The sequence below is a fragment of the Xenorhabdus taiwanensis genome (genome assembly GCF_036512875.1).
In the GTDB taxonomy this organism is placed as follows: Bacteria; Pseudomonadota; Gammaproteobacteria; order Enterobacterales; family Enterobacteriaceae; genus Xenorhabdus; species Xenorhabdus taiwanensis.
Genome location: NZ_AP028978.1, coordinates 667,110 through 679,297 on the forward strand (window position 1 = coordinate 667,110; position 12,188 = coordinate 679,297).

Below are 12,188 nucleotides of genomic sequence, written 5' to 3' on the forward strand. Positions count from 1 at the left end.
ATTATTTGGTGTTCTGAACGTTTGTCAGGCGATATTGCTTAATTAACTCGATAAAATGATCGAACAGTGAAGCGGCTTCATGTGGGCCTGGGCTGGCTTCTGGATGCCCCTGAAAACTGAATGCGGGCTTATCAGTGCGATGAATGCCTTGCAATGTGCCATCAAAGAGGGATTTATGCGTTACACGCAGATTGGCTGGCAGTGAGCTTTCATCAACAGCAAAACCGTGGTTCTGTGCCGTGATCATGACAACATTGCGATCCAAATCTTTAACTGGATGGTTTCCACCATGATGGCCGAACTTCATTTTCACCGTTTTTGCACCACTGGCGAGAGCCAGCAACTGATGCCCCAAGCAGATGCCAAATACAGGGATTTCGGTATTCAGGAAGGTCTTAATTGCTTCGATAGCATAGTCGCATGGCTCTGGGTCACCAGGTCCATTGGACAGGAAAATACCATCCGGTGCCATTTTCAGTACTTCGTCGGCGGGAGTTTTTGCTGGAACAACGGTAACGCGGCAGCCGCGATCGACCAGCATACGCAGGATATTGCGCTTCACTCCAAAATCATAGGCCACAATGTGGTAAGGCAATTCTTGCTCTTTGCGAGCTTCGGGTAGCCCATCCGCTAATGCCCAGCTTCCTTGTACCCATTGGTAAGATTGTGTTGTCGTGACTTCTTTTGCTAAATCCATGCCTTTCAAACCAGGAAATGCTTTTGCTTTTTCCAGTGCAATTTGAGCATCCGTTTCATGACCTGCAATAATACAGCCGGTTTGTGCCCCTTTTTCTCTTAATAGTCGGGTCAGTTTGCGTGTATCGATATCCGCGATGGCAACGATATTATGACGTTTCAGGTAATCAGACAGGTTTTCTTCGCTACGGAAATTACTGGTCACTAAGGGTAAATCACGAATAACTAAGCCTTGGGCTTGAATGGCGGGGGATTCTTCATCAGCGGCATTGATGCCGACATTACCAATATGGGGATAAGTAAGAGTAACAATTTGGCGGGAATAGGAAGGGTCGGTAAGTATTTCTTGATATCCGGTCATTGAGGTATTGAAGACCACTTCTCCAACAGCCACACCTTCTGCACCAATGGCGCGACCGTGAAATTGGGTTCCATCTTCCAGAACCAATATAGCTGACTTAATCAAAACGCCCTCCAAAAATGAATAATCAGTCTCATTTAATGCATATTAATTCAGAATGAGTCCTTAAAATCAATGCCAATCATGATTTTTGTCAAAATTTTGGCAAATTGCGCGCATTCTAATGATGAGAGTGGGGGTTGTCTACAAAAAATGGCATTTTTATTGTATTTTTTACAACTCTCGGTCTTATTTTGAGTAAATGTAGCTGAAAAATATAAGAAAAGTGGGAGCAGATAAACGATTATGGTGAGAGAAAACTTAAGAGCAGAAAAAAACCAGGGCTTTTTTCGTGTTTATGGGAAAAAGACAACAAAAAGGCTATCTATTATTATAAAAATAGTGATTAATTTGGATATTTGATAATAATATTTTCGTATATCATTATTACGCAACTATTTATAAAATAATTGCGTAATTACAATTGGTTATAATTTTTTTAGATTAAATATCATCAAGATTTAGCACATCTTTCATATTATAAAGCCCACTGTTTTTTCCTGTTAGCCACATTGCGGCCTTAATTGCGCCATTAGCAAAGGTCATACGGCTTGAAGCCTTGTGGCTTATCTCTACACGTTCACCAATATCGGCAAAGATCGCGGTATGCTCTCCAACAATATCCCCTGCTCGTATGGTGGCAAACCCAATGCTTTTCGGATCTCGTTCTCCGGTATAGCCTTCGCGGGCATAAATGGCACAGGTTTTAAGATCTCGGTTTAACGCATTGGCGATAGATTCTCCCATTGCGAGTGCTGTTCCTGATGGAGCATCGACTTTATGGCGGTGGTGAGCTTCAATAATTTCGATATCCGTATATTCCCCCATCACAGTGGCCGCTTTTTCCAGCAGTTTGAGTACCAGATTGACACCAACACTAAAATTTGCGGCAAAAACAATAGGGATCTCACGGGAGGCTTCTGTAATTGCTAGTTTACCGGCGTCTTCAAAACCGGTGGTGCCGATGACTATTGATTTATGATGCTGCCGACAAATGGAGAGGTAGGCTAATGTGCCTTCAGGACGCGTAAAATCGACCAAAACATCAAATTGTTCAATAACTTGATTCAGATCATCATTAATCACCACCCCATTTTTACCTACCCCTGCTAGCTCTCCCGCATCGGTTCCCACCAATGAAGAGCCGGAACGCTCTAATGCTGCGCCCAGTGTAACACCATCCAACAGCTGGACGGCCTGAATAAGATTGCGTCCCATACGTCCGCCAGCGCCCACGATAGCAACGCGAATATCTGTATCAGCCATAAGGCCCTCTCTGTAAATCGTTTTTAATTGAGGTGACAAAGAAAACTGTTCTACAGCTTAACTGGCAAGGACTGGCAGCGCCAGATTTATAGCCTGAGCATAAGAAAAACAGGGATCAGGTTGGAAATTATAAAATTTATCTATTCAGGGTTCGTCAGCGTCTAATGAAAAACCGTACTTGTACTGATTAACCAAATACGTATGTTGAGGCTGGAGGAGATATTAAGACGCATCTTGAAGTTAGATTGGTATATAATGTAGTATTTCCACTGTGATTCACTTATTAAAATAAACACTTTTAGTTTATGTTTAAATTTAATTAATATTCTGACGAGCTTATATGTTTTTTACAATAAAAATATCTTGATGGTGTTTTATAAAATAGTAAGTTATTCCGTCTTATACCATGGCATGACAAAGTTAATTTATTTTTATGTTAATATGAGTCATAAGTTATTTTTAATAAAGTAGAATTAGTTGTATATCATGATATTAGAATATAAAAATCCAATTAATTAAACTATTGCATAGGATAACATCATGTTCAGATCAAAATCTTTTAATATTCCTCGGCCTGCAACATTGGGTTCCTTAACTCATGCTAAGTCTGTTTCAGATATCTCCTCAGCAGTGATTGATGCCAGAATTTTTATAACAATCAGGGAAGTTAGCCCACATGAAGTATTAAACTTAACCAATACAATAATGAAAACCACCATGAACACTGAATGGAAATGTAGTAGCTCCGAATACGTTAGTGGTGATCATGAGCAAGAAAATTGGAACAAAAGATATCAGTCTGCATGTTCTATTTTTGGATTTGTACATAACAAAATCGAGCGTTATAGTAAGAAATCATCAAGAATAGTTTCATTATATTTTGCTGCCTATTTTAAAGGTGTTCCTGTTGGAATTTTAGAATTTACTCCTGCAGATAACATAATTCCTGAGCTGCCTACGGTTGAGTATTTGGCAACACATTGCGGTATTAGAAATTGTGGTGTTTTACTAATGGAACATGCCGTGAATAAATCACAGCAATTAGGAAACAATGGTAAGATAAAACTTATTCCATTAGATAAAGCTAGGCCAGCATACATTAAAATGGGATTTTCTCCTGGTGATTCAAGATACTTGGTGTTAGATCCTGCTAACAGTCATAGATGGCATTTTAACCCTGGCAATAATAGCTATAGATATATAACATGTTGAATGAATATACCAATCTAACTTCAAGATGCGTGCGATTTCTCCCTGCGGAGCGGGGAGAAATCAGGTTTCATAGCGTGTTGTAAATTGCAGCTTGAAGTTTAATGCGTATATACGGAATTATTAGGAGAAAATGATGTTTAGATCAAAATCTTTTAATACTCATCGGCCTGTAGCATCTGGTTCTTTAATCCGAACACAATCTTTCTCGGAGAAATGGCCAAACTCAGTGAATGTAAGAGCATCCATCGTCGTTAAGGAGGTTAACCCGGAAGAAGCATTAAATGCAATGACAGCTGTCAGTACAGGAATGATGAATAATGGTTGGGAATGTTATGTTGATTCCGACGATTATGATCGTGAGCAAGAAAAATGGAATAATCGGTTTATTGAGGCGTATAATAAGTCTTGCCATATATCTAGTGAAGCAAAGAAAACTATTGAAAAAATAAATGGATCAGAAATATTATTTTTTATTGCTTATTTTAGGGGAATGCCTATAGGGGGATTGCAATTGTCACCAATAAATAATGGGTTCCCTGATTTTCCAGAAGTTATTAATTTAGCGACTCATTGTGGTATTCGAAGTTGTGGGGTTTTTCTGATTGAACAAGCAGTGAATAAATCACAACAATTAGGGAGCTACGGCGCTCTAAAACTTAATCCATTGCCTGGTTCCAGATCGGCATATAGAGAGATGGGGTTTATTGAAACAGCCTATTACATGGAATTACATCCAGTTTTAAGACGTGATAAATGGAAATATGATGGGGCCACTAATAGTTATAAATATAGGTTTAACTAAATTTCAGACTGAGTACTCAAGACATCGTAATGTATCCAGATTTTTGTGGGAGATCGGGTCGGGATTAATTTCTTATCCCTCCCAACCCATCTTCCAACCTGAAAAAAACCGAGTTTGAATTTGCTTAATTTTGAAAGCGTTGGGCTTAAGTTAATTAACTTCTTTCACTTCAACCCGTAACTCTTTTGGTACTTCAAAAACAATATTTTCTTCTCGGCCATGCAGCTCGTTTACCGTGTCTGCACCGAAAGTTTTCAAGCGTTCAATCACCTGTTGTACCAAAATATCAGGTGCCGATGCCCCCGCCGTAACACCCACTGCGCTGGCACCGGTGATCCATTCTTTCTGGATATCCTTAGCTGAATCAATCAAATAGGCAGGCTTGCCTACGCGCTGCGCAAGTTCCGCCAGACGATTTGAGTTTGATGAGTTTTTAGAACCAACCACTAAAACCACATCAGCCCCTGATGCCAAATCACGTACCGCTTCCTGACGGTTCGTTGTGGCATAACAGATATCATCTTTGCGTGGACCGACAATATTGGGAAACCTTGCATTAAGCGCATCAATCACTGCTGAGGTGTCATCAACAGAAAGTGTTGTTTGGGTCATAAAGCAGAGGTTATTTTCATCTTTAACTTGCAGTTTCCGCACATCTTCCGGTGATTCCACCAGATACATGCCTCCGTTGGGGTTATTGTATTGCCCCATGGTGCCTTCTACTTCGGGATGACCGGCATGTCCGATTAAAATCGCCTCTTTGCCTTTGCGGCTCGCCCTTGCCACTTCCATATGGACTTTGGTAACCAGCGGGCAGGTAGCATCAAACAGCATAGTTAAATGACGGGAACGAGCTTCTGCACGAATGGCCTGGGAAACACCATGGGCAGAGAAGATCAAAATGGCGCCATCAGGCACTGCTGAAATTTCTTCAATGAAAATGGCACCCCGCTTCCTGAGGTTGTCAACCACATAACGGTTGTGTACCACTTCATGACGAACATAGATGGGAGCACCGTACAATTCCAGTGCGCGTTCCACGATGCTGATAGCACGATCAACACCAGCACAGAAACCACGAGGGTTAGCCAGCAATATTTGCATGGGTTTCCTCCAACTGAGGGTCAATTTCCAGCACTTCAATTTCAAAAGTGATGTTTTGTTCAGCCAGTGGATGGTTAAAATCAACAGTAATCGAACCTTCAGTCACTTCTTTGACAAACCCCGGCATTTCACTGCCGTTCATGGCCGTAAATAACATGATGGTTCCTGCTTCTGGGACACCGGCATCGGAAAAATCGCGAGGGGTAAAATATTGGACTAGATCCGGGTTGTGTTTGCCAAAAATAGTTTCCCCAGCCAGCGTAAATTGATGCTTATCACCAACTTTCAACCCAAGAAGCTGCTTTTCCAGTGGGGCAGAGAGGCTACCATCACCGAGGCGGAATAATGCGGGTTTACCTTGACTATAAGTCGAGTCTGCCGTAGAGCCATCATCCAGCTTTAATGTGAAATGTAATAAAACTGCATTGTGCGCTTGCACCTGCATTGACATGTTGCTCAAGCCTTTTACTTAAAAATGATTGCAAGTATACCGCTATTGGGTATAGACGAAGTTACCAGCCCCAGTTAACCATGCTAGGGCTGGTTTATTATCATTCTTTCAATGACTAAGTTTTCGAGACTGCTTGTTTATCCTTGCTATCAGGGCTGATAAAGCTCTCTATAATAATGAGAGCAGCACCGATACAAATTGCAGAATCGGCAATATTAAAGGTAGGCCAGTGCCATTCCCCGACATAAAAGTCGATGAAATCGACAACAAAGCCATGCACCAGCCTATCGAACAAATTTCCCAAAGCTCCACCAATCACTAAGGCGTAGGCAATATTGCTCAGTTTTTGTTTGGCATTGGAACGATACATCATTACCAGCAGTACAACCGTGATGGCAACCGCCACTAATGCAAAGAACCAACGCTGCCAGCCACCCTTATCGGCCAGAAAACTAAAGGCTGCCCCTAAATTCTGGGCGTAAGTCAGATTGAAATAAGGTATCAATGGCATGGATTCGTACAGCGTGAAATGCTGCAACACTAAGTATTTGCTTCCCAAATCCAGAATTAATACCACAACAACCAGCCAAAGCCAGCGAAGTCCGGTGGAACAAATGGGTTTACTCATCAGGCAAATTTACGCTCTTCACCGTTACCGGCAACGTTAGTCACACAGCGGCCGCAAAGTTCTGCATGTTCCGCCACCAGACCCACGTTTTTAGCATAGTGCCAGCAACGTGGACATTTTTCTCCGTCTGCTTTGCGCAAAGCCACTTTAAGACCTGCAATTTCACTTTGTTGTGCATTCTCACTGGCGTCTGCATAAGCAGCAACTTCAACCTGAGAGGTCAGCAGGACAAAGCGCAGTTCGTCAGACAGTTTGTTAAGTTTTTCCGCCAGAGCTTCATCTGCATAGAGTGTAACCGCAGCTTCCAGTGAACTGCGGATATATTTATCATTACGAGCCTGTTCCAGCACTTTGTTCACTTCGCTACGTACTGCCAGCAGATCAGCCCAGAAAGTATCGTTCATATCTTCGCCATCTGCCAGACCAAACAGTCCGTCATACCACTCTTCGGTAAAGACGTATTGAGCACGTTTACCTGGCAATTCATGCCAAATTTCATCAGCAGTAAACGACAGAATCGGCATCATCCAGCGAACCAGAGCTTCTGCGATATGGAACAAGGCAGTCTGGCAGCTACGGCGAGCAAGGCCGTCACTTTTCGCGGTATACTGGCGATCTTTGATGATATCCAGATAGAACGAGCCCATTTCCACGGAGCAGAATTGCATCAGGCGTTGGACTACAGAATGGAAATCATACTCTTCATAGTATTTAAGGATATCTGCCTGTGCGGCCTGAGCACGGCCTACAGCCCAGCGATCCAGAACAACCATATCGTCTGCGTTTACCATATGCTCTTCTGGGTTGAAACCATTCAGGTTTGCCAGCAGGAAGCGCGCAGTGTTGCGGATACGGCGATATGCATCAGCAGAACGTTTCAAGATCTCGTCAGAAACAGCGATTTCGCCAGTGTAATCAGTGGCGGCTACCCATAAACGCAGGATGTCTGCACCCAGTTTGTTCATCACATCTTGCGGGCTGATGGTATTGCCGATGGATTTGGACATTTTACGCCCTTGTTCATCAACGGTGAAACCATGCGTCAGAACCTGACGGTAAGGGGCTTTTCCTTTGATTGCAGTGGACAGCATCAGTGAAGACATGAACCAGCCACGATGCTGATCAGAACCTTCCAGATACAGATCGGCTGAATTGCCGTTGAATTCTGGACGGGCATCCACAACCGAAGAATGGGTACTTCCTGAATCAAACCAAACATCCAGTGTATCTGGCGCTTTGGTGTAATCTGCGGCCTCATCACCCAGCAGGTCTGCTGCGTCCAGATCCCACCATGCCTGAATGCCATCGACTTCAACGCGCTTGGCAACCTCTTCGATCAATTCAACAGTACGAGGATGTGGCTCTTGTGTCTCTTTATGGATGAACAGAGACATTGGCACGCCCCATGTACGCTGACGAGAGATACACCAGTCTGGGCGGTTTTCTACCATTGATTCGATACGTGCTTGTCCCCAACCAGGTATCCACTGAACATCTTTGATTTCTTTCAGCGATTGTGCACGTAAACCATTTTTGTCCATGCTGATGAACCATTGTGGTGTTGCACGGAAGATGATAGGTTTTTTGTGGCGCCAGCAGCACGGGTAGCTGTGTTGGATTTTTGCCAGACTCAGTAGTGTGCTTTTTTCTTTCAGCAATTCAACAATGATGTCGTTGGCTTTAAAGACAAATTGTCCATCCAGTGAAGGATAAGTACCAGAGAGATAGCAGCCATTCGGGCCAACCGGATTAGCGATTTCAAGGCCATATTTTAAGCTGATAGAGTAATCGTCTGGGCCGTGACCACCAGCGGTATGTACTGCCCCTGTACCGGCTTCAAGTGTTACGTGATCACCGAGGATGGCAGGAACATCGTAGCTCATGAATGGATGGTTGAAACGTAACAGTTCCAAAGCTGCACCCGTGCAATCGCCTAAAACTTCCCACGCAGTGATATCCGCGCGCTGCATAACGCTTTCGACAAGCTCAGCCGCCAGAATGATGCATTCATCATTGATTTTGACCAATTGGTAGGTGATTTCCGCACCCAAGGCAATCGCACGGTTTGCTGGCAATGTCCACGGGGTGGTGGTCCAGATGATTAAAGAAACAGGCAGCCCTTGCGCTTGTACATCAAATTTGGCATACACGGCATCGGCATCAACGGCCGCGAAGCGCACGTCGATGGAAGGGGAGGTTTTATCGTAGTATTCCACTTCCGCTTCGGCGAGGGAGGAACCACAGTCAGTACACCAGTGAACGGGTTTTACGCCTTTCAGCAAGTGCCCATTGTTGATAATACGGCCTAGTGCACGAATGATGTCAGCTTCGGTTTTGAAGTCCATGGTCAGGTAAGGTTTATCCCAATCACCCAGGACACCCAGACGTTTGAAGCCCGCTTTCTGTGCTTCGACCTGAGTCATAGCATATTTACGGCACTCAGCACGGAATTCAGCGGCGGAAAATTTTTCCCCTGGCTTGCCGATAATCTGCTCAACCTTGAGTTCAATAGGCAAACCGTGGCAGTCCCAACCCGGAATATAAGGCGAATCGAAGCCTGATAACCCCTTGGACTTAACGACAATATCTTTGAGAATTTTATTAACTGAGTGACCAATATGAATATCGCCGTTTGCATAGGGAGGGCCATCATGCAAAATAAACGTTTTCTTGCCAGATTTTGCTTTTCTAATTGCCTGATACAAACCTTCTTTGTACCAACGTTTCAACATATCTGGTTCGCGCTTAGCTAAATCCCCGCGCATAGGGAACCCTGTTTCCGGTAAATTCAGGGTGTCTTTATAGTCACTCATTATAGATTCTCAGTTCCAATTTTCCGCTAGATACATGACTTGGATCGCTGTAAGAGATAATCCCTTGCAGCAATCACATCATTTGCGATTTGCTGTTTAAGCGCATCAAGCGAAGCAAATCGCTGCTCATTACGCAATTTTTTACGTAATACCACATCGATATGATGCCCATACAGATCCATTTGGGTATCAATCAAATGCACTTCAAGTTGTAAGCCAAGGCCTGCAACGGTGGGGCGATTGCCTATGTTTGCAACACCCTGCAGGGGGGTATCGCCCAGTCCGTGGACTTCAACGGCATAAACGCCCTTAACAGGCGCAACGAGACGTTTCAACGGTAAGTTGGCAGTGGGAAAACCGATGGTGCGTCCCAATTGCTTACCATGAACAACTCTGCCACTTATACTGTAAGGATGCCCCAGTAATATTTCAGCCAAGGCCAGGTCATCACTTTGCAGTGCCTGACGAATAGCTGTACTGCTGATCCTAAGACCGCTGTCACAAAAACTGTCTGTGCTGGCGACATCAAAACGGTATTGTTTACCTGCTTGCTGCAAATAGTGGAAATCTCCGCGGCGATTTTTGCCAAAACGGAAATCATCTCCTATTGCCAGAAACTTAACACCCAGTTTTTCAACGAGCAACTGTGAAACAAAGGCTTCAGGTGAGTTGGCTGCAAAATGTTTGTCAAATTTCACACATAACAGATAATCAACGCCATTTTGGGCCAGATATTTTATTTTATCTCTCAGCCTGGTCAGGCGAGCTGGCGCTTTATCTGCCACAAAAACTTCCAGAGGCTGCGGTTCGAAAATCATGACCATCGTCGGTAATCCGAGACGCTGCCCTTCTTGCTTCAAGTGTTTTAATAAAGCCTGATGCCCGCGATGGACACCATCAAAATTACCAATCGTCAGCACGCAACCATGGTGACGCGCCCGGATATTGTGTATACCGCGAATTAGCTCCATAGCTGGCTCAATACCGTGGAAATTGCCGGATTATACCTTGTACAAAGCTCAAGGTTAACCCACGATCACAAAGGGTTTTAATTAATAACCTGATTCATACAATAAAAATAGGCTAGATGCCCGAAAAATATTTAATTTATCGCATTTCTCTGTGATTCATTCAGTTTTTTATTGCGAAAGACTGTATTCCCTCTGAGTAAGCTGATAAAATCCCGCCCCATCACAACGTAACCAGCGTCGCTGTACAACGACGCTTATTTGCACAAATCCATTGACAAAAGAAGGCTGAACAGGCATATTCCTCGGCCTTTGAATTGTCCTCGATAGAATATATTTGGGAGTTGGACCTTGGCTAATATCAAATCAGCTAAGAAACGCGCCGTACAGTCTGAGAAACGCCGTCAGCACAATGCAAGCCGTCGTTCTATGGTGCGCACTTTTATCAAGAAAGTCTACGCGGCTATCGCTGCTGGCGACAAAGAAGCTGCACAGAAAGCATTCAATGACATGCAACCAATTGTTGATCGTCACGCCTGCAAGGGTCTGATCCACAAAAACAAAGCAGCACGTCATAAATCTGCTCTGGCAGCACAAATCAAAGCAATGTAATCATTGGTTTTGATGATGCTAAAAAAACCGGCTTTAAGCCGGTTTTTTGTATCTGCTGGTTTTAGAACACAATTTAATATAATTTTTCAGGACGACTTTTTGGTGGTGAGCTGAATAAAGCAGAAAAATCTTTGTTACATACGCGCTGAACTGCCGGATGCTGAATCATGCGCTCGGCAAAGATGACGTAATATTCTTCCTGTACCGTATCCAATCGACCTATCTCAACAATATCACTATCAGCGAAAATATCATTGGCGTAGAAAGAAGGTGCAATGAAAATAGCGTTGTGATACAGACCAAATGCTTTCATCAAAGCGGCATCATCAAATTCGCCCAGCACTTCAACTTCAAGATTTTTATTGCGTATCCATGTCAGGAGCTTTCTGCCCAACATCGAGCGGCGACCCGGAATTAATAAACGGCGCTCTTCCAAACATGCTGGGAAGGGCTTTTCTGGGATCGGCTGGCGGCAGTAAAAACTGATATTGCATTCCCCCAATTTCACTGAAAACAACCCTTCCTGCTGAGAAGAATCCACTGGACAATCGGATAGGATCATATCCAGCTTATGCTGGCTAAGCTGTTCAAGCAGCATTTCATGTGTCGATTCAAAACAACGCAAGTGGATCTTTTCGTGCTCTACAACGGTCGTTTCCAGCACTTTACTGACTAAACGTTTGGACAGCGCATCAGCGACACCTACATCAAACAGCAGATTTGATTCTCGGCTGTAAGTCACGATATCCATCATTTCCTGGCTGAGTGTAAACATTTTATCCGCATAGCGGAAAATTAATTGCCCCAGCTCTGAGGGCACTAATCCTCTTCCCTGACGTTTGAATAATTTCCCACCCAGACGCTCTTCCAACGCTTTTATCTGTCCTGTAATGGTTTGTGGTGTCAGATATAGCGCTTCTGCCGCTCCCACAACAGAGCCTTCTTTGCAAACGTGCCAAAAATAATAGAGGTGGTTAAAATTTAAATGTGAAACCCGCATATATTTATCCTTGTGTATTGCCTCACATCTGTATAACAGCTGTGACCATACATTTCAGGTCGCCAGATTATGGCGTTTTCCTATTTTTCTATCACTATTTTTTATTACTATGAAAATATTCGCGGCATCGCAGTTATAAACGTTTTGCCGCGAATATTAGGAGAATGAGTTACCTC

At 43.6% G+C, this 12,188-nt stretch carries 11 protein-coding genes; 3 read left to right on the forward strand and 8 right to left on the reverse strand.

Annotated elements, in window-relative coordinates; translation table 11 throughout:
* Position 1 precedes the first annotated feature (1 nt).
* Together carA and dapB are read right to left on the reverse strand one after the other, a co-directional pair.
* Positions 2 to 1,162 (reverse strand): glutamine-hydrolyzing carbamoyl-phosphate synthase small subunit, encoded by a 1,161-nt coding sequence (carA, locus tag ACE1SE_RS02885; RefSeq protein ID WP_374052563.1) that lies wholly within the window; start codon positions 1,160 to 1,162, stop codon positions 2 to 4.
* Positions 1,163 to 1,600: 438 nt separating this feature from the next.
* On the reverse strand, positions 1,601 to 2,422 hold the full coding sequence (gene dapB / locus ACE1SE_RS02890) for a 4-hydroxy-tetrahydrodipicolinate reductase (RefSeq protein WP_374052564.1): 822 nt from the start codon (positions 2,420 to 2,422) through the stop codon (positions 1,601 to 1,603).
* A gap of 540 nt (positions 2,423 to 2,962) precedes the next feature.
* Here dapB and ACE1SE_RS02895 point away from each other — a divergent pair.
* Positions 2,963 to 3,634, forward strand: a complete 672-nt coding sequence (locus tag ACE1SE_RS02895) for a hypothetical protein (protein ID WP_374052565.1) — start codon at positions 2,963 to 2,965, stop codon at positions 3,632 to 3,634.
* A gap of 130 nt (positions 3,635 to 3,764) precedes the next feature.
* A complete protein-coding gene (locus ACE1SE_RS02900; RefSeq protein WP_374052566.1) occupies positions 3,765 to 4,436 on the forward strand; it encodes a hypothetical protein in 672 nt (223 codons plus the stop codon).
* 150 nt (positions 4,437 to 4,586) lie between these two features.
* On the opposite strand, the gene ispH is transcribed toward ACE1SE_RS02900, so the two are convergent.
* The 5 genes from ispH to ribF form a co-directional block, all read right to left on the reverse strand.
* Positions 4,587 to 5,540 (reverse strand): 4-hydroxy-3-methylbut-2-enyl diphosphate reductase, encoded by a 954-nt coding sequence (gene ispH / locus ACE1SE_RS02905; RefSeq protein ID WP_374052567.1) that lies wholly within the window; start codon positions 5,538 to 5,540, stop codon positions 4,587 to 4,589.
* Positions 5,521 to 5,991 carry an FKBP-type peptidyl-prolyl cis-trans isomerase gene (fkpB, locus tag ACE1SE_RS02910; RefSeq protein WP_374052568.1) on the reverse strand — a complete coding sequence of 157 codons (471 nt, stop codon included), beginning with the start codon at positions 5,989 to 5,991 and terminating at the stop codon, positions 5,521 to 5,523. Before fkpB ends, ispH begins: the two co-directional genes overlap by 20 nt.
* Before the next feature lie 115 nt (positions 5,992 to 6,106).
* Positions 6,107 to 6,619, reverse strand: a complete 513-nt coding sequence (gene lspA / locus ACE1SE_RS02915; RefSeq protein WP_374052569.1) for a signal peptidase II — start codon at positions 6,617 to 6,619, stop codon at positions 6,107 to 6,109.
* On the reverse strand, positions 6,619 to 9,432 hold the full coding sequence (gene ileS, locus ACE1SE_RS02920; RefSeq protein ID WP_374052570.1) for an isoleucine--tRNA ligase: 2,814 nt from the start codon (positions 9,430 to 9,432) through the stop codon (positions 6,619 to 6,621). Before ileS ends, lspA begins: the two co-directional genes overlap by 1 nt.
* A 26-nt stretch (positions 9,433 to 9,458) precedes the next feature.
* The gene (gene ribF / locus ACE1SE_RS02925; RefSeq protein WP_374052571.1) at positions 9,459 to 10,403 is read right to left on the reverse strand and encodes a bifunctional riboflavin kinase/FAD synthetase; all 945 of its coding nucleotides are present in this window, start codon (positions 10,401 to 10,403) and stop codon (positions 9,459 to 9,461) included.
* A gap of 348 nt (positions 10,404 to 10,751) precedes the next feature.
* Between ribF and rpsT the strand changes: the two genes are divergently transcribed.
* On the forward strand, positions 10,752 to 11,012 hold the full coding sequence (gene rpsT / locus ACE1SE_RS02930) for a 30S ribosomal protein S20 (protein ID WP_038240544.1): 261 nt from the start codon (positions 10,752 to 10,754) through the stop codon (positions 11,010 to 11,012).
* A 73-nt stretch (positions 11,013 to 11,085) separates the two neighbouring features.
* On the opposite strand, the gene nhaR is transcribed toward rpsT, so the two are convergent.
* The gene (gene nhaR, locus ACE1SE_RS02935) at positions 11,086 to 12,012 is read right to left on the reverse strand and encodes a transcriptional activator NhaR (RefSeq protein WP_189758313.1); all 927 of its coding nucleotides are present in this window, start codon (positions 12,010 to 12,012) and stop codon (positions 11,086 to 11,088) included.
* Positions 12,013 to 12,188 lie beyond the last annotated feature (176 nt).

Excerpts from the sequence above, each read along its gene's own strand:
- ileS (WP_374052570.1), bottom strand. The coding sequence starts at position 9,432 with ATGAGTGACTATAAAGACACCCTGAATTTACCGGAAACAGGGTTCCCT.
- lspA (WP_374052569.1), bottom strand. The coding sequence starts at position 6,619 with ATGAGTAAACCCATTTGTTCCACCGGACTTCGCTGGCTTTGGCTGGTT.
- ACE1SE_RS02900 (WP_374052566.1), top strand. The coding sequence starts at position 3,765 with ATGATGTTTAGATCAAAATCTTTTAATACTCATCGGCCTGTAGCATCT.
- nhaR (WP_189758313.1), bottom strand. The coding sequence starts at position 12,012 with ATGCGGGTTTCACATTTAAATTTTAACCACCTCTATTATTTTTGGCAC.
- ribF (WP_374052571.1), bottom strand. The coding sequence starts at position 10,403 with ATGGAGCTAATTCGCGGTATACACAATATCCGGGCGCGTCACCATGGT.
- ispH (WP_374052567.1), bottom strand. The coding sequence starts at position 5,540 with ATGCAAATATTGCTGGCTAACCCTCGTGGTTTCTGTGCTGGTGTTGAT.
- dapB (WP_374052564.1), bottom strand. The coding sequence starts at position 2,422 with ATGGCTGATACAGATATTCGCGTTGCTATCGTGGGCGCTGGCGGACGT.
- fkpB (WP_374052568.1), bottom strand. The coding sequence starts at position 5,991 with ATGTCAATGCAGGTGCAAGCGCACAATGCAGTTTTATTACATTTCACA.
- ACE1SE_RS02895 (WP_374052565.1), top strand. The coding sequence starts at position 2,963 with ATGTTCAGATCAAAATCTTTTAATATTCCTCGGCCTGCAACATTGGGT.